Here is a 15,603-nt window from a genome sequence, read left to right on the forward strand (position 1 = left end):
ACGCGGGGCGGGAACACGCGCGACACGCAAGGCGGCAACTCGCGCGACACGCAGGGCGGCAACACGGCCAGCACGCAAGGCGGCAACACGGCCGGCACACAAGCCGGGGACACGCGCAGCGCGCAAAGCGAGGACACGCGCGGCACGCAGAGCGGGGACACGCGCGGCACGCAGAGCGGGGACACGCGCGACACCCAAGGCGGCAACACGGCCGGCACACAAGCCGGGGACACGCGCGGCACGCAGAGCGGCAACACGGGCAGCACGCAAGCCGGGGACACGCGCGGCACGCAGAGCGGGGACACGCGCGACACGCAAGGCGGCAACACGGCCGGCACACAAGGCAGGAACACGGGCAGCACGCAGGGCGGGAACACGGTGGGCATCGGCGAGTTGGCCGCGCGCACCGGACTGCCGGTGAAGACGATCCGCTACTACTCGGACATCGGGCTGCTGCCCGAGAGCGGACGCAGCCCGGGCGGCCACCGCAGATACGCCGCGGACGCGCTGCCCAGGCTCCGGCTGATCCAGCGCCTCCGTGCGCTCGGCACCCCCATCGCCGCGATCGCCGCGGTCATGGCGGGGGAACGCTCGCTGGCCGAACTCGTCAGCCGCGAACTGGACGCGGTCCAGGAACAGTTGCGTGAGGCGACATGGCGCCGGGAGGTGCTCCGCGCGCTGGACGACTGCCCCGCGCCGGAACGGCTGCGCCGCCTCACCCTGCTCGCCGGGGTGGGCAGCCCGGACGACGCCCACGATCGGCTCGTGCGGTACTGGCATTGGGCGCTCCCGGCCGGTCTGCCGCGCCGCCTGGCCCAGGCCGTCGTCGACGGCGCGGTGCCCGCGCCACCGGCCGCCCCGACCGTCCTCGCCTACGCCCAACTCCACGCCGTGGCCACCGCGGACGACCGGCGCCGGCAACCGCAGCCCCACCAGGTCGGCGACGTCGCGTCGTTCTACGCCGGTCTCCTGGACGCCTGCGCACTGGCCGGAGAGGCCCTGGTCTCCGGCTGTCCGGAGCGGCGCGCCGAAGCGCTCGGCCATTTCGTGCGCACCTACGCCCGCGTCGACGGCCATGACGACACACCGGCGTTCCGCGCGCATCTGCGCGCCCTGTTCCGCCGCGGCACGCGCGCCGGTTCGTTCTCGCTGCGCTACTGGCGACAGGCCCTCGCCGTCACCGGCGAGACCCCGCCACCGTCCGCGGCCTCCGGCCAGGGACACCTCGCGGCACCGCTCGCCGCCCTGCACCAGCAGGTCTCGGGCCTCTCCCTGACCACGAACACCGGGTGAGCGCCCGGGGGTGGCCGGTGGCGGGACAACCCGCCACACCGGCCACCCGGCGGGGATCAGCGGGTGAAGTGGAAGATGCCCCAGGTCACATGGCGGTTTGTGCCGCCGTCGACCCAGTTGCTGAGGCCCTTCTTCATATGGGTGAGGTAGTCGGCGCTGACGTGTTCCGTCAGGCCGTCGGCCTCCTGGCGGCGGGTTTCTTCCAGAACCCGGGCGTAGTGGGTGATCAGTTGCTCGCGGTGCTCCTGGAAGCCGCCGCCGACCTCGGTGAAGCCGAGCCGCGCCAGTTCATGGCGGTAGAACTCGGGCGACCCCATGGTCTCCAGATGGATGCGGTCCAGGATGGGGCGGAGGGTTTCGGCGGGGCAGCCGTCGGCGGCCATGGGGTCGGTGAAGATGAGGTGACCGCCGGGGCGCAGGACGCGGGCGGCCTCCTCCAGGGGGCGGGCGCGGTTGCCGCTGTGCAGGAACGCGTCCTGGGACCAGACGACGTCGACGCTGTTGTCCGGCAGCGGGATCCGCTCGAAGGAGCCGTCCAGCACCTCGATGGCCTCGGTCAGCCCCCGCTCGGCGTTGAGCGCGCGATGGCGCTCGTTCTCCACCTCGCTGAGGTTGAGCGCGACGACATGGCAGCCGTACGTCTCCGCCAGATAGCGCGCGGAGCCGCCGAAGCCCGCCCCGAGGTCGAGGACGACGGATGACTCGGTCAGGTCGAGCTTCCCGGCCATCCGGGCCACGGTGCGCCTGCTGGCCTCGGCGATCGGCTCGTCGGGCCGGTCGTAGATGCCGATATGGATGTCCTCGCCGCCCCAGACATGCCAGTAGAAGGCGTCGGCGTCCGAGGAGTTGTAGTAGTCGCGGGCGGTGCCGACGGCTCCCGCGTACTCCCCGTCGCCGGTGGCCGGACCGGCCGGTCCGGCCGGCTCGTCCGCCGTGATGTATTCCTTCTCCGCGACGTGGATGAAGAAGTCGGGCCGCTCCGTCCGGTAGGTGTGCTGGAAGTCGCCGTACGTCTCGATCCGCTGGAAGCCGACCTCCTGCATCAGCCTGCGCGTGTAGTCCTTGCGCAGCGGAAACATGTTGAGGTGGTAGACGGATTCGTCGGGGAAGCTGTAGCGCATGCGCACCAGCCCCTCGTCCACGTACTCCGGTTCGACGGCGACGTCTTCCCCGCAGTAGTAGTAGACGTGCTTGCTGCTGTAGCCGCGATCGAGGATCGCGTCGTAGTTGCGCTGGTCCAGGACCAGGATTCCGTCGTGCTTGAGCATGGCGTAGAACTCCGCGAGCGCCTTGCGCCGGTCGCGCTCGGAGAACAGATGTGTGAAGGAGTTCCCGAGGCAGACGATGGCGTCGTACTCGCCGTGGGCGTCGCGGTTGAGCCAGCGCCAGTCGGCCTGGACGACGCGGAGAATGTGGTCACCGTGCTTGAGCCCGTTGGCGAACGCCTGGGCGAGCATCTCGCCGCTGCCGTCGGCGCTCACGGTCTCGAATCCGGCCTCGAGCAGCCGGACGGAATGGAAGCCGGTCCCCGTGGCCACGTCGAGGACCTTCTTGACGCCGCGCTCGCGCAGCAGGTCGATGAAGAACGTACCCTCGCTCTCCGACCTTCGGTCCCAGTCGATCAGCGAGTCCCACTTTTCGACGAAGCTGGGTACGTACTCCTCTGTGTAGTGATCAGTGTCCCTGACATCAACTGGATTGTTGCCAAATTTCTGTACAGGTTGCGCAGAAATAACGGAACCTCCGGTGCTGAGACAGCGGACCACGGCACCCGTGTCCGCGTGGCGCATTCCCAGATTCACGTGACGCATGCCACCGGAATGGCCGGGCGCACGTTAATTTCAGAGAAACCGATCGCGCCAAACGGAGATAATCCACCCCATCCTGACTTTCAGCTTCTTTCTTACCAAAAGCGGATATCCCCCGGGGTCGGCGACCCGTCTAGGAGGCGACCGCCGGGGCGCGCTCGGTCGTGGCGATGGTGGCGGAGCCCACGACCCGGGTGCCGTCGTAGAGCACGATCGCCTGCCCCGGGGCCACGCCCCGCACCGGCTCGGCGAAGGTCACCCGAAGCCCGGATACCCCGATCGGCTCGGCTGTCACCTCGGTCTCGCCGCCATGGGCGCGCAGCTGGGCGGTGTAGCTGCCGGGGCCCGCCGGAGGGGCTCCGCACCAGCGCGGCTTGATGGCGGTCAGGGCGGTGACGTCCAGGGCCTCGACCGGGCCGACCGTGACCGTGTTGTCCACCGGCGAGATGTCCAGGACATAGCGCGGCTTGCCGTCGGGCGCCGGATGGCCGATGCGCAGCCCCCGGCGCTGGCCGATGGTGAAGCCGTACGCGCCCTCGTGGGTGCCCAGCTTGCGCCCGTCCTCGTCGACGATGTCGCCCTCGGCCGTGCCGAGATGACCGGCCAGGAAGCCCTGGGTGTCGCCGTCGGCGATGAAGCAGATGTCATGACTGTCGGGCTTCTTGGCGACGGCCAGGCCCCGCCGCTCCGCCTCCGCGCGGATCTCGTCCTTGGTGGTCAGGGTGTCGCCGAGGGGAAACATCGCGTGGGCGAGCTGGCGCTCGTCGAGCACGCCGAGCACATAGGACTGGTCCTTGGCCATGTCGCTGGCGCGGTGCAGCTCACGCGCGCCGTCCGCGTGCTCCACGATCATGGCGTAGTGCCCGGTGCAGACGGCGTCGAAGCCGAGGGCGAGCGCCTTGTCCAGCAGGGCGGCGAACTTGATCTTCTCGTTGCAGCGCAGACACGGATTGGGGGTACGGCCCGCCTCGTACTCGGCGATGAAGTCCTCGACCACGTCCTCACGGAAGCGCTCGGCGAGGTCCCACACGTAGAAGGGGATGCCGATCACATCGGCGGCGCGCCGGGCGTCCCGCGAGTCCTCGATGGTGCAACAACCACGGGCGCCGGTGCGGAACGACTGCGGGTTGGCGGAGAGCGCGAGATGGACGCCGGTCACATCGTGGCCCGCCTCGGCCGCTCGCGCGGCGGCGACCGCGGAGTCCACACCGCCGGACATGGCGGCGAGGACGCGCAGCCGACGGCCGTCGCGGGGACCTGTGGGCGCACCGGGGAAGTCAGTCATAACCCGACCAGCATAAGTCGCTCCCTGTGCAACGACTAAATGGGTAAGTAGCGGTCGGCCACCGCCCGGCTCAGCTCGCGCGGGCCCCCTCCAGCACCCGCTGGACGAGGGTGAGGGTCTGGTCGGTGTCCTTCCCGAGATAGATCAGATCGACGAAGGCGTGCTGGATGCCCGCCTCCCGCTCGGCCCGGACCAGGGTCGTCGCGATGTCGTCCACGGAGGCGTCGGCGCTGGGGTTGACGCGCAGGATCGCGTCGAACGCCGCCGGGTCCCGGCCCTCCCGCTCGACCGCTTCCCGCACCCCGCCCAGCCCCTCGGCGAGGGTGGCGATGGGGTCGGGGGCGCCGGGCGCCGCGGGGACGACCGCGATGGGCAGCCAGCCGTCGGCGCGCCGGGCCACCCGGCGCATGGCCGCGGGCGCGAAGGCGGCGAGGTAGACGGGCGGATGGGGGCGGGAGGCCGGTTTGAGGTCGACGTGGGAGGCGGGCACCGTCCAGTGGTCCCCGCGGTACTCGACCGGGTTCCGGGTCCACCAGGCGTCCAGGGCGTCGAGGCATTCGTCGAGGCGCCGTCCGCGCTCGGCCATGGGGATGTCGACCGCCTCGTACTCCTCGGGGGACCAGCCGGTGCCCAGCCCGACCAGCAGCCGGCCCGCGCTCAGCAGATCGACGGTGGTGAGGGTGCGGGCGAGCACCGCGGGCGGGTACCAGGGCGCGTTGATGACATCGGTGCCGAGCCGGACCCGCTCGGTGGCCGCGGCGGCGGTGGCCAGCACGGTGAAGGGATCCAGCGCGGCGCGGAATTCCGGCGGGATCACATCGGTGCCCGCGTAGCCGACGATCGGGTCCACCGGGGCGAGCAGGCGGTCCCCGACCCACAGGCTGTCCGCGCCGAGCTCCTCGGCCCGGCGCGCGAACCGCGCGATGTCCTCGGGGTGATGGGCCAGGGGGCCGAACTGGGGAAGGGCGAATCCGATGCGCATACCGTCAGCTCCTCGTCGAGCGGATGGACACATTCCGGTGGATACGTTCCAAGGTATGGACACGTTCCGAGGTACGGAGACCCGGACGCAGCGATAGCTCAGAGACAGTTCAACGTTCATCTACCCGGACGGCCAGAGGGCCGCCGCTGGGAACGAAGGCTTCTGGCCATGATCCCGTCGGCCGGAACCGGATGCCCTCCCCCGCGCGTTGAGCGTTCCGTGAGCGAGACCACGACCGGCGGTGGACGCCGCGTCAGCAGGCGCACCCTCCTGATCGGGGGCACGGCGGCCGGGCTCGGCGCGGCCGGGGTCGCGGGCTATGCCGCGCGGGACGAGCTGTCCCGGATGTGGTGGCGGCTGCCCGGGATCGAAAAGCCGCGCAAGGCGGGCGCGGTCGACCAGCCGGGCGCGGAGTGGATCGCGGCCTCGGGGGCGAACTGGCGGTGGGCCGACCGGCCGGACGACTACCCCATCGACCGGGTGGTGATCCATGTGGTCCAGGGCAGCTACGACGACGCGGTGCGGGTCTTCCGGGACCCCGGACACCGCGCCGCGGCGCACTATGTGGTGCGCCGCGACGGGCATATCGTCCAGATGGTGCGTGAGCTGGATGTGGCGTTCCACGCGGGCAACCGCCCGTACAACGAGCGCAGCATCGGCATCGAGCACGAGGGGTTCGTGAGCAAGCCGAGCTCCTTCACGGACGCGATGTACCGCGCCTCGGCACGGCTGACCGCCTCGATCTGCGAGCGGTACGGCATACCGCGGGACCGTGAGCACATCGTCGGCCATGTGGAGGTGCCGGGCACCGATCACACCGACCCGGGCCGCCACTGGGACTGGGATCGCTATATACGGGCGGTGCGAGCGGTGCGCGTGGCGCGGACATCGACGTAAGAGGCCCGGAAACGGCGGTTCAGACGCCGAGGACGGCTCAGACGCCGAAGACGACGGCCAGCGGACGGCCCGCACCGTCGCCGCTGGCGGGCCTGCTCGCCCGGTTGTCGCCGATGTAGAGCTTCTTACCCGTGTAGATCATGGTGCAGTCCCCGTAGACGTCCATGCCGGACTCCGCGTCCTTCATGTCGTCCGGATGGGTCTGGAGCGTCTCCATCTCGAAGGTCTTGGGGTCGACGCGCACGACCCCGCCGGCCTCGCTGTACATGGAGCCCAGATAGGCGAGGAGGGCGCCGTCGTCATCGGTCTGGATGGGGATCAGCGACCTGCTCTCCGCCATCTTCGTCTTCCCGGTCTCCTTGCCGGTCTTCAGATTCAGGCCGCTGATCCGTTCCCCCGGGCCGCCGTGGTCCACGTCCACCTCGGAGGAGAGGTAGAGGGTGCTGCTCGCCTTGTCGAGGGCGAGCTCGGCACAGCCCTCCACGCTCGTGGCCGGGCAGTTGGGCTGGTATCCCTTGGCCAGGACGTCGATCGTGCTGAGCAGCTTGCCCTGCTTGCCGCTGTCGTCGATGGTCAGGATGTCCGTGGTGCCCGTCCCGGCGTCCGAGTCGCCGGTGTCGACGGCCACGACGAGCGGCGCGGTGGAGATCACATGCGCGTATTCGACCTTCTCGTCCAGCTTGTAGGACGAGGTCACCTCGCGGGTCTTCGGGTCCACCGTCTGGACCTCGAGCCGCTCGGTGCTGGAGTCCTCGCTGTCGCAGCCGCGGATCGCGACGATCTTGTCATCGCCGCCCGCGTAGCCGTTGTCGTCGCAGTCCGCGAGGTAGGCCGGCTTCCACAGCGGCTTGCCGTCCAGCGACCAGGCTCCCCCGCCGCCGGTGCCGCCCGCGGCGACGGTGCCACCGCCGATGGTGACCTCGTCGAACTGCACCCCGGCGTTGCCCTCGCTGTCCGACCCCTCCTTCTGCCAGACCAGCTTGCCCTTCTTCAGGTCGACCAGCCCGACCCGGGTGCACAGCGCGTCCTCGCCCGCGCCGTCCCGGAACAGGACCGCGGTCAGCCCCTCCCTGGTCATATGCGGCGAGGCCCAGCAGAGCTGCCCGCCGAGCGGTATCTCCCACCGCGACTTGGCGCCGTCGAGCGAGTAGCCGACGATCTTGTTGACGTCGCCCTTCACAAAGGTCGTGTCCGTGACCCAGGTGCCCATGGTGTTGGTCTCCTTGCCGACCTTCGGCATGGCGACCTTGCCCAGCGTCTTCGCCTGGGCGCCCTGGGACGACCCTCCGTTCTTACCGCTGTCGTCATCGTCTCCGGACCCGCAGCCGGTCACCAGGGCGACGGCGAGGGCTCCGCCCGCGATCAGCTTCAGGGCGGGCTTGGCACGCCGCCCCCGCGACGGCGGCCGCTGCGCCCCCTGTGGCTGCGGGGGCTGGTGCGACGGGTGGTGCGGCGGCAGCGAAGGCTGCGACATCGATGAACTCCTGGATTTCCCCGTGAAGAAAACCTGTGCGCTTTCCGCGCATGCCAGGTCCGTTGACGGGGAAATCCTTTCCCACGACTCTCCGCCATTTCAAGCGGAGATAAGTGTTCCGTAGGTTATGTGAAATGACCGCCAGGACAATTCGAATTCCGTGGTTATGATGTGGCGGTCCGGGGCGGAGACATCGGCCGAGCCCCGCCCCGTCAGCTGAGCCCCGCCCCGCGCGCCCGCTCCACGGCCGGGCCGATCGCCTCCGCGACGGCCTCGACATCGGCCTTGGCCGAGGTGTGGCCGAGCGAGAAGCGCAGGGTGCCGCGGGCCAGGTCGGAGTCGCTGCCGGTGGCCAGGACCACATGGCTGGGCTGGGCGACACCGGCCGTGCAGGCCGAGCCCGTCGAGCATTCGATGCCCTGCGCGTCCAGCAGCAGAAGCAGCGAATCGCCCTCGCAGCCGGGAAAGGAGAAGTGGGCATTGGCGGGGAGCCGGCCCGCCGGATCGGGGTCGCCGCCGAGAACCGCGTCGGGCACGGCCGTACGGACGGCGGTGATCAGCGCGTCGCGCAGGGCGCCGATCTCCCGGGCGAACTCCTCGCGGTGCTCGGTGGCGTACGCACCGGCGACGGCGAAGGCGGCGATGGCCGGCGTGTCGAGGGTCCCGGAGCGCACCTGGCGCTCCTGGCCGCCGCCGTGCAGCACGGGCACGGGCGTGTGCTCACGCCCGAGCAGCAGCGCGCCGATGCCGTAGGGGCCGCCTATCTTGTGGCCGCTGACGGTCATCGCGGCCAGCCCCGAGGCGGCGAAGTCGACCTCGACCTGACCGAACGCCTGGACCGCGTCGGCATGCAGCGGAATGCCGAATTCGGCGGCGACCGCGGCGAGTTCGCGGACCGGCTGGATGGTGCCGATCTCGTTGTTGGCCCACATGACGGTGGCGAGGGCGACGTCCGAAGGGTCGCGGGTGATCGCCTCGCGCAGCGCGTCGGGGTGGACCCGCCCGAGGGCGTCGACCGGCAGCCATTCGACCCGGGCGCCCTCGTGCTCCGCGAGCCAGTCGACCGCGTCGAGCACGGCATGGTGCTCCACGGGGCTGGCGAGCACCCGGACACGGGCCGGATCGGCGTGCCTGCGGGACCAGTAGAGCCCCTTGACCGCGAGGTTGTCGGCCTCGGTCCCGCCGGCGGTGAAGACGACCTCGCTCGGGCGGGCGCCCAGCGAGGCGGCAAGGGATTCACGCGACTCCTCGACGGTACGGCGGGCACGCCGGCCGGCGGCGTGCAGCGAGGAGGCGTTGCCCGTGACGGCGAGCTGGGCGGTCATCGCCTGCACCGCCTCCGGGAGCATCGGAGTGGTGGCGGCGTGGTCGAGATAAACCATGGTGGCCTCGATTCTACGAGGCGTTGTGGGGTGCGTAGCGGGTGCGCGTACGCACGGTCTTCCCGCCGCCTCTTTCGCACCGCATCGCGAGGGCCCTCGACAGCGGAAGTAAGGACCGTCTACGTTTTTACTCATGACAGGCACTGAGTGGAAGACCGAGTGGACGCTGGACCGCACCTACCGCAGCTCCTCCGGCGAGGTCCGCTGGGCCGCGCTCGGCGCACCGGACGCGCCGCCGGTCGTGCTGCTGCACGGCACGCCGTTCTCGTCGTATGTGTGGCGGGGCGTCGCCCGTGCGCTGGCCGACCGGCACCGGGTGTTCGTCTGGGACATGCCGGGCTACGGGGTCTCCGAGAAGCGGGCCGACCAGGACGTCTCGCTGGCCGCCCAGGGCCGGGTCTTCGGCGAGCTGCTCGACGTGTGGGGGCTGACCGGCGCCGGGGCGGAACCGGCCGTCGTCGCCCATGACTTCGGCGGGTGTGTCGCGCTGCGTGCGCATCTGCTGCACGGTGCGCGGTATCGCCGGCTGGCGTTGGTGGACGTGGTGGCGTTGGCGCCCTGGGGCTCGCCTACGTACCGGCTGTTCGGCGCCCACCACGAGGTCTTCGGGCAACTGCCGCCCGAGCTGCACCGGGGTCTGGTGCGCGAGTACGTCCGCTCAGGAAGCGCCCCAGGACTTCCTCCGCAGGTGCTGGAGCGGATCGTGGACGGCTGGTGCGGTCCGGAGGACCAGCCCGCCTTCTACCGGCAGATCGCGCAGAACGATCAGCGGTTCACGGATGAGGTCGAGGGCCGCTACGAGGAGATCCGCCTGCCCGTGCTGGTCTGCTGGGGCGCGGAGGATGCCTGGATTCCGGTGGAGCGGGGGCGGGAGCTTGCCTCTCGCATTCCGGGAGCGCGGTTTCGGCTGATCGAGGGTGCGGGGCACCTGGTGCAGGAGGACGCCCCTGCCGAGCTGGCCGTTACGCTCAGCGGGTTCCTCGGCTGAGCTTTCCTTCGCGGGTGCGGGCCGGCGGGTGGGTTGTGCCCACCCGTTCCGCCAGGGGGCACCTCCCAGCGGTAGCTGGGGGACGAACGATTGCCCACAACCTAGCTCTTTACCTTCAGCAGTTTGGCGGCCAGGAGGCCGATGTGGTGGCGCCAAGCTGTTTGGGCCTCGGTGCGTTCCGTTTCCGCGTCCGCCGGGCCCGTCTGGGTCAGGATGAGGCGGGCGCCGTGGCCGGTGCCCTGGGTGAGCTCCCAGCGGACCGTCCCGGCGGGGCGGCCGGCGCGCTCCCAGGCATAGGCGAGCACCCGGGGCGGATGCGCCTCGGTGATCGGGCCCGCCGGGACCGCGTCCGTACGGAAGCCGAAGGGGACCGGTGCCCCGGCGGCCGGTTCCGGGGTGTCGTCGGCGGGGCCGGTCAGCGCCCGCCAGGCCGTCTCGGCGGGGCGGACCAGCTGGCGCTCGAAGCGCAGCCGCCAGCCGCCGTCCTCGGTGGTCTCCACCGCCCCCTCGGCCAGGCCGAACGCCTCGACGTACTTCTCGTGCAGCTCGGCCATGTCGCCGTGGGCGATCTCCTCGCCGCCGAGCAGGGCCGCCAGCCCGGTGATGCAGGCGTGCCAGCCGGAGGCGAAGCTGGCCGCGCCGAAGCGGTCGCCGAAGGTGTGGGTGAGGGTCAGCACACAGCCGTCGCCCTCCGGGCGCAGCTCCCAGCGGAGCTCGTCCTCGCCCCAGGTGAAGGCGAAGACATGGGGCGGGTCGAGCTCGGTGACGACGCCGTCCATGTCCGGGGCCTCGCGCCCGGGGAAGACGAAGCCCATCCGGCCGCCGATCTTGAGCTCGACCTGGACCTGGGAGGGGAACCAGTGGACGAGCTGGGCCGGGTCGGTCAGCGCTCGCCAGACCTTCTCCGGGGGATGGGCGAGCCGGCGCTCCAGGCGCAGGGCCGAGCGGCCGCCGCCGGTCTGGGCAAGGGTGTCTTTCATGGCGCTTCTCCGTCGGGTACGTCGGGTTCGCCGGTCGCGTCGAGGGACTCCGGCATCGTGTCCAGGTGTCGTTCGAGCGCGTCGAGACGGCCGGTCCACAGCCGACGGTACGGCGCGAGCCAGGCGTCCACCTCGGCGAGCGGCTCCGGGCAGAGCTCGTACCAGCGGCGCTGGGCGTCCCGGCGGACCCGCACCAGACCGGCCTCGCGCAGCACCCGAAGGTGCTTGGAGGTGCCCGGCTGGGTGAGCCCCAGATGCTCGGTCAGCTCACCGACCAGGCGGGGCCGCTCCAGCAGGAGGTCCAGGATCTGCCGACGACTCGGCTCCGCGAGGACATCGAACGGTATGGCCATGACCTCAACATAACGACCCGGCTATATAACCGCAAGGGCATGCAGACTGAGCCACACCCGGCGCACCCGCCCCGAGCGCCTCAGGCAGGTCAGGTCTCCTCCGTCGCCGTACTGCGCCGGTTCCAGGCCCGCGGCGCCCGCCAGCCGAACCGCATCGCCAGCAGCCGCACCACAAAGGTCACGGCGGCCGCGAGCGCGCTCGTGGCCGCCGTGAGGGCGTCGAAGTGGAGCAGCAGCGCCGCTATCGAGGAGCCGAGGATGGCCGGGACGGCATACAGGTCCCGGTCCCAGCGCAGCAGCGAGGGCACCTCATGGGCGAGCAGGTCGCGGATCACACCGCCGCCGACCGCCGTGGCCATGCCGAGGGTGACGGACGCGGTGACGCCGAGCCCGAAGTCATGCGCCTTCATCGTGCCCTCGACGCAGAACAGCCCGAGGCCCGCCGCGTCGAAGACCCCCACCGCCGCCGTGATCCGCTCCACCTCGGGGTGGAGGAAGAAGACGATGCCGGTGGCCACGAGCGGGGTGAGGAAATAGCCGAGATCGGTGAAGGCGATGGGCGGCACCGCGCCGATCACCAGGTCGCGGAAGATACCGCCGCCCAGCGCGGTGGCCTCGGCGAGCACCGCCATGCCGAAGACATCGAAGTTCTTCCGCACGGCGAGCAGCGCGCCGGACATCGCGAAGACGAAGATCCCGGCGACTTCGAGCGCGTGCTGGACGGACGGGGTGAACAGTTCGATGAGCACCCGACATTGTTATCCGCGGATGACCCCGGTCCCGTCCGGACCCCGTCCCGTCTCAGCCTTCGGTCTTCTTCGTCACCTTCTGTGCCGCCTCGGCCCCGGGCTTCTCCTGCGGCGCCTGGTCCGCTGCGTTCTCCGGGTGGTGACAGGCCACCTGGTGGCCGGTGGCCAGTGTCACCAGCGGCGGCTCCTGGCTCTTGCACACCTCGGTCGCCTTCCAGCACCGGGTGTGGAAGCGGCAGCCGGACGGCGGGGAGATCGGCGAGGGCACATCGCCCTTGAGCAGGATCCGCTCCCGCTTGGCCCGCCGCTTGGGGTCCGGCACCGGCACCGCGGACAGCAGCGCCTTGGTGTACGGGTGCATGGGACGCTCGTAGAGGTCCTTGCGGTCCGCCAGCTCGACGATCTTCCCGAGGTACATCACCGCGATCCGGTCCGAGACATGGCGGATGACCGACAGATCGTGCGCGATGATCACATACGTCAGGCCCAGCTCGTCCTGGAGGTCGTCCAGCAGGTTGACCACCTGCGCCTGGATCGACACGTCCAGCGCCGAGACCGGTTCGTCGGCGACGACCAGCTTGGGCTTGAGGGCCAGCGCCCGGGCGATGCCGATGCGCTGCCGCTGGCCGCCGGAGAACTCGTGCGGATAGCGGTTGTAGTGCTCGGGGTTGAGCCCGACCAGCTCCAGCAGCCGCTGGACCTCCGCCTTGACGCCGCCCTCCGGGGTGACGCCCTGGAGCCGGAAGGGCGCGCTGACGATCGCGCCGACGGTGTGCCGGGGGTTCAGCGAGGAGTACGGGTCCTGGAAGATCATCTGGACGTCACGGCGCATCGGCCGCATCTGAGCGGTGTTCAGATGCGTGATGTCCTTGCCCTCGAACTCGATCTTGCCCGAGGTGGGTTCCAGCAGCCGGGTGACCAGCCGCCCCATGGTGGACTTGCCGCAGCCCGACTCGCCCACCACGCCCAGGGTCTCCCCCGGCCGGACGTCGAAGTCGAGCCCGTCGACCGCCTGCACCGCACCGGCCTGCCGCTGCAGCAGCCCCTTCTTGATGGGAAAGTGCTTGACCAGACCCGACACCTTGAGCAGGGGCTCGGGCGACGTCGTCGCCTTCTCCGGGACCGTCATCTTCGGATCCTTCGTGTCGGTCACAGCTTCGGCGCAATCTCTTCGGTCCAGATCCGGGTGCGCTCCTCCTGCGACATATGGCACGCGGAGAAGTGCCCGCCGCTCCCGGCTGCGCTGAGCTCCGGCCGCTCGGTGCGCGTGATGTTGTCCTTCGGCACATCGGCGTACGGGCAGCGCGGGTGGAAGGCGCAGCCGGACGGCACATTGATGAGGCTGGGCGGGGAGCCCTTGACCGGGATGAGCCGCTCGGTCTGGTCGCGGTCGATACGGGGCATGGAGCCCAGCAGCCCCCAGGTGTACGGGTGCTGGGGCTCGTAGAAGACCTTCTCGGCCGGGCCGCGCTCGACACAGCGGCCGCCGTACATCACCAGCAGATCGTCGGCGAGCTCGGCGACGACGCCCAGGTCATGGGTGATGACGATGACCGCGGAGCCGAACTCCTTCTGCAGATCCCGGATGAGGTCGAGGATCTGCGCCTGGACGGTGACGTCCAGGGCGGTGGTCGGCTCATCCGCGATCAAGAGCTCGGGGTTGTTGACCAGCGCCATCGCGATCATGGCGCGCTGGCGCATACCGCCGGAGAACTCGTGCGGATAGCTGTCCACGCGCTTGTCGGGCTGCGGGATGCCGACGCGGTCCAGCAGCTCGATCGCGCGCTTGCGGGCCACGTCCTTGGTGACCTCGTGGTGCACCCGGTACGCCTCGATGATCTGGCGGCCGATGGTGTAGTACGGGTGCAGCGCGGACAGCGGATCCTGGAAGATCATCGACATCTCGCGGCCGCGCAGCTTGCGCACCTCGTCGGGGTCGGCGCCCAGCAGCTCCTGGCCGTTGAGCCAGATCTCACCGGAGATCCGCGCCTTGCGGCGGCCGTACTGCCCGGCGGTGTGCAGCCCCATGATGCCGAGCGAGGTGACGGACTTGCCGGAGCCGGACTCGCCGACGATGCCGAGGGTCTTGCCCTTCTCCAGCCGGAAGCTGAGCCCGTCCACGGACTTCACCAGACCGTCGTCGGTCGGGAAGTGGACGTGCAGATCGCGCACCTCGAGGAAGGCGGTGGGGGCGGGCGAGCCCGCCGCGGCCACCTCTCCCACGGCGGCGGTGCCGGTGGCCGGCAGATCGCCGTTCCCGGGCTGTCCGGAGGGCTTGGTCAGGTCGGTCATCCGAGCCTCACTCGCGGGTCGATGACGGCGTACAGAAGGTCCACGACGAGGTTGGCGACCACGATGAAGACGGCCGCGATCAGGGTGACGCCGAGGATGACCGGCAGGTCCTTCTCGGTGATCGCGTTCACCGCGAGCCGCCCGAGGCCGGGCAGGTTGTAGGTGGTCTCGGTCAGGACCGCGCCGCCCAGCAGGGCGCCCAGGTCGAGGCCGAGCAGGGTGAGGACCGGGGTCCAGGTCGAGCGCATCGCGTGCCGGCCGATGACCACCCGTTCTCGCAGGCCCTTGGCGCGGGCGGTGCGGATGTAGTCCTCGCCCATGATCTCCAGCATGGTGGCCCGGGTGAGCCGGGCGTACATCGCCGCGTAGAGGAAGGCGAGCGTGACCCACGGGAGGATCAGGCTCTCGAACCACATCGCCGGATCGTCACCGAACGCCTTGTAGTCCACGTTGACCCACTTCAGCGAGTAGCTGAAGATCGCCAGCGAGAGCAGACCGGTGAAGTAGATCGGCAGCGAGACACCGGCCAGCGCGACCGTCATCGCCGAGCGGTCCCACAGGGTGCCCCGGCGCAGCGCGGAGACGACACCGGTGGTGATGCCGCCGACCAGCCACAGCAGACAGGCGCCCGCGGCGAGCGAGAGGGTGACCGGCATGGCGTCGGTGAGCTGCGGCCACACCGCCTGCTCAGTGCGGAAGGAGTAGCCGAAGCAGGGCGCCGGGCAGTGGGTGACGTCCGTGCCGCTGGCGTAGTCCCGGCCAACGAAGAGGCCCTGGACGAAGTGCCAGAACTGCACCAGAACCGGATCACCGAGGCTGAGCTTCTGCCGGATGCCCTCGATGGCCGCGGGGTCGGCCTGCTTGCCGACGAACAGCAGCGCGGGATCGGCACCGGCCCACTTCGGGATCACGAAGAAGATGGCGAAGGTCGTGAGGGTGACGACCAACAGCATCACGACGACGGCGAACAAGCGCCGGATGAGATAAGCAAGCACTGTGCGCGGCCCGGGCGGTGGCCCGTGATACCCCGGTTGAGGGGTATCACGGGCCACCACCCGCGGCCATCACCTGCCCTTCGGGCCTATCGGGTGCGGCGATGGAGGGGGGTGCGGCGGGTCAG

At 70.5% G+C, this 15,603-nt stretch carries 14 protein-coding genes; 3 read left to right on the forward strand and 11 right to left on the reverse strand.

Features of this window, described 5'->3' with window-relative positions:
• Nucleotides 1–378: 378 nt before the first annotated feature.
• On the forward strand, nucleotides 379–1,293 hold the full coding sequence (locus tag ACFYOY_RS01020; protein WP_388584010.1) for a MerR family transcriptional regulator: 915 nt from the start codon (nucleotides 379–381) through the stop codon (nucleotides 1,291–1,293).
• Nucleotides 1,294–1,349: 56 nt separating this feature from the next.
• Here ACFYOY_RS01020 and ACFYOY_RS01025 read toward each other — a convergent pair whose 3' ends face one another.
• From ACFYOY_RS01025 to ACFYOY_RS01035, 3 genes are all read right to left on the reverse strand, one after another.
• Nucleotides 1,350–3,104 carry a methyltransferase domain-containing protein gene (locus ACFYOY_RS01025; protein ID WP_351880571.1) on the reverse strand — a complete coding sequence of 585 codons (1,755 nt, stop codon included), beginning with the start codon at nucleotides 3,102–3,104 and terminating at the stop codon, nucleotides 1,350–1,352.
• 130 nt (nucleotides 3,105–3,234) lie between these two features.
• Complete coding sequence (gene mnmA / locus ACFYOY_RS01030; protein ID WP_351880568.1) at nucleotides 3,235–4,386, reverse strand: tRNA 2-thiouridine(34) synthase MnmA; 1,152 nt, start codon at nucleotides 4,384–4,386, stop codon at nucleotides 3,235–3,237.
• 70 nt (nucleotides 4,387–4,456) lie between these two features.
• A complete protein-coding gene (locus ACFYOY_RS01035; RefSeq protein WP_351880565.1) occupies nucleotides 4,457–5,368 on the reverse strand; it encodes a TIGR03619 family F420-dependent LLM class oxidoreductase in 912 nt (303 codons plus the stop codon).
• A gap of 219 nt (nucleotides 5,369–5,587) precedes the next feature.
• Between ACFYOY_RS01035 and ACFYOY_RS01040 the strand changes: the two genes are divergently transcribed.
• Nucleotides 5,588–6,265, forward strand: coding sequence for a peptidoglycan recognition family protein (locus tag ACFYOY_RS01040; RefSeq protein WP_351880562.1), 678 nt, complete (start codon nucleotides 5,588–5,590; stop codon nucleotides 6,263–6,265).
• A gap of 37 nt (nucleotides 6,266–6,302) precedes the next feature.
• Here ACFYOY_RS01040 and ACFYOY_RS01045 read toward each other — a convergent pair whose 3' ends face one another.
• Entirely contained in the window at nucleotides 6,303–7,739 is a 1,437-nt protein-coding gene (locus tag ACFYOY_RS01045) for a hypothetical protein (RefSeq protein WP_351880559.1), read from the reverse strand.
• Between the two features lie 212 nt (nucleotides 7,740–7,951).
• Entirely contained in the window at nucleotides 7,952–9,121 is a 1,170-nt protein-coding gene (locus ACFYOY_RS01050; protein ID WP_351880556.1) for a cysteine desulfurase family protein, read from the reverse strand.
• A gap of 133 nt (nucleotides 9,122–9,254) precedes the next feature.
• On the opposite strand from ACFYOY_RS01050, the gene ACFYOY_RS01055 reads away from it, so the two are divergent.
• Complete coding sequence (locus ACFYOY_RS01055; protein ID WP_351880553.1) at nucleotides 9,255–10,109, forward strand: alpha/beta hydrolase; 855 nt, start codon at nucleotides 9,255–9,257, stop codon at nucleotides 10,107–10,109.
• Nucleotides 10,110–10,210: 101 nt separating this feature from the next.
• Here the strand turns inward: ACFYOY_RS01055 and ACFYOY_RS01060 are convergent, their stop codons facing one another.
• The 6 genes from ACFYOY_RS01060 to ACFYOY_RS01085 all read right to left on the reverse strand — a co-directional run bounded on the left by ACFYOY_RS01060 (nucleotide 10,211) and on the right by ACFYOY_RS01085 (nucleotide 15,454).
• Complete coding sequence (locus tag ACFYOY_RS01060; RefSeq protein WP_388584017.1) at nucleotides 10,211–11,089, reverse strand: SRPBCC family protein; 879 nt, start codon at nucleotides 11,087–11,089, stop codon at nucleotides 10,211–10,213.
• Complete coding sequence (locus ACFYOY_RS01065) at nucleotides 11,086–11,442, reverse strand: metalloregulator ArsR/SmtB family transcription factor (RefSeq protein ID WP_351880547.1); 357 nt, start codon at nucleotides 11,440–11,442, stop codon at nucleotides 11,086–11,088. Before ACFYOY_RS01065 ends, ACFYOY_RS01060 begins: the two co-directional genes overlap by 4 nt.
• Before the next feature lie 89 nt (nucleotides 11,443–11,531).
• Nucleotides 11,532–12,191, reverse strand: coding sequence for a trimeric intracellular cation channel family protein (locus ACFYOY_RS01070; protein WP_351880544.1), 660 nt, complete (start codon nucleotides 12,189–12,191; stop codon nucleotides 11,532–11,534).
• 52 nt (nucleotides 12,192–12,243) lie between these two features.
• A complete protein-coding gene (locus tag ACFYOY_RS01075) occupies nucleotides 12,244–13,320 on the reverse strand; it encodes a dipeptide ABC transporter ATP-binding protein (protein ID WP_351880541.1) in 1,077 nt (358 codons plus the stop codon).
• 20 nt (nucleotides 13,321–13,340) lie between these two features.
• A complete protein-coding gene (locus ACFYOY_RS01080; RefSeq protein ID WP_351880538.1) occupies nucleotides 13,341–14,483 on the reverse strand; it encodes an ABC transporter ATP-binding protein in 1,143 nt (380 codons plus the stop codon).
• Nucleotides 14,480–15,454, reverse strand: coding sequence for an ABC transporter permease (locus ACFYOY_RS01085; RefSeq protein ID WP_351880535.1), 975 nt, complete (start codon nucleotides 15,452–15,454; stop codon nucleotides 14,480–14,482). Before ACFYOY_RS01085 ends, ACFYOY_RS01080 begins: the two co-directional genes overlap by 4 nt.
• Between the last annotated feature and the right edge of the window lie 149 nt (nucleotides 15,455–15,603).

The organism is Streptomyces sp. NPDC007875 (assembly GCF_042868035.1).
GTDB classification, from domain to species: domain Bacteria; phylum Actinomycetota; class Actinomycetes; order Streptomycetales; family Streptomycetaceae; genus Streptomyces; species Streptomyces antimycoticus.

Excerpts from the sequence above, each read along its gene's own strand:
- ACFYOY_RS01045 (WP_351880559.1), bottom strand. The coding sequence starts at position 7,739 with ATGTCGCAGCCTTCGCTGCCGCCGCACCACCCGTCGCACCAGCCCCCG.
- ACFYOY_RS01065 (WP_351880547.1), bottom strand. The coding sequence starts at position 11,442 with ATGGCCATACCGTTCGATGTCCTCGCGGAGCCGAGTCGTCGGCAGATC.
- ACFYOY_RS01035 (WP_351880565.1), bottom strand. The coding sequence starts at position 5,368 with ATGCGCATCGGATTCGCCCTTCCCCAGTTCGGCCCCCTGGCCCATCAC.
- ACFYOY_RS01075 (WP_351880541.1), bottom strand. The coding sequence starts at position 13,320 with ATGACGGTCCCGGAGAAGGCGACGACGTCGCCCGAGCCCCTGCTCAAG.
- ACFYOY_RS01025 (WP_351880571.1), bottom strand. The coding sequence starts at position 3,104 with ATGCGTCACGTGAATCTGGGAATGCGCCACGCGGACACGGGTGCCGTG.
- ACFYOY_RS01060 (WP_388584017.1), bottom strand. The coding sequence starts at position 11,089 with ATGAAAGACACCCTTGCCCAGACCGGCGGCGGCCGCTCGGCCCTGCGC.
- ACFYOY_RS01080 (WP_351880538.1), bottom strand. The coding sequence starts at position 14,483 with ATGACCGACCTGACCAAGCCCTCCGGACAGCCCGGGAACGGCGATCTG.
- ACFYOY_RS01050 (WP_351880556.1), bottom strand. The coding sequence starts at position 9,121 with ATGGTTTATCTCGACCACGCCGCCACCACTCCGATGCTCCCGGAGGCG.
- ACFYOY_RS01055 (WP_351880553.1), top strand. The coding sequence starts at position 9,255 with ATGACAGGCACTGAGTGGAAGACCGAGTGGACGCTGGACCGCACCTAC.
- mnmA (WP_351880568.1), bottom strand. The coding sequence starts at position 4,386 with ATGACTGACTTCCCCGGTGCGCCCACAGGTCCCCGCGACGGCCGTCGG.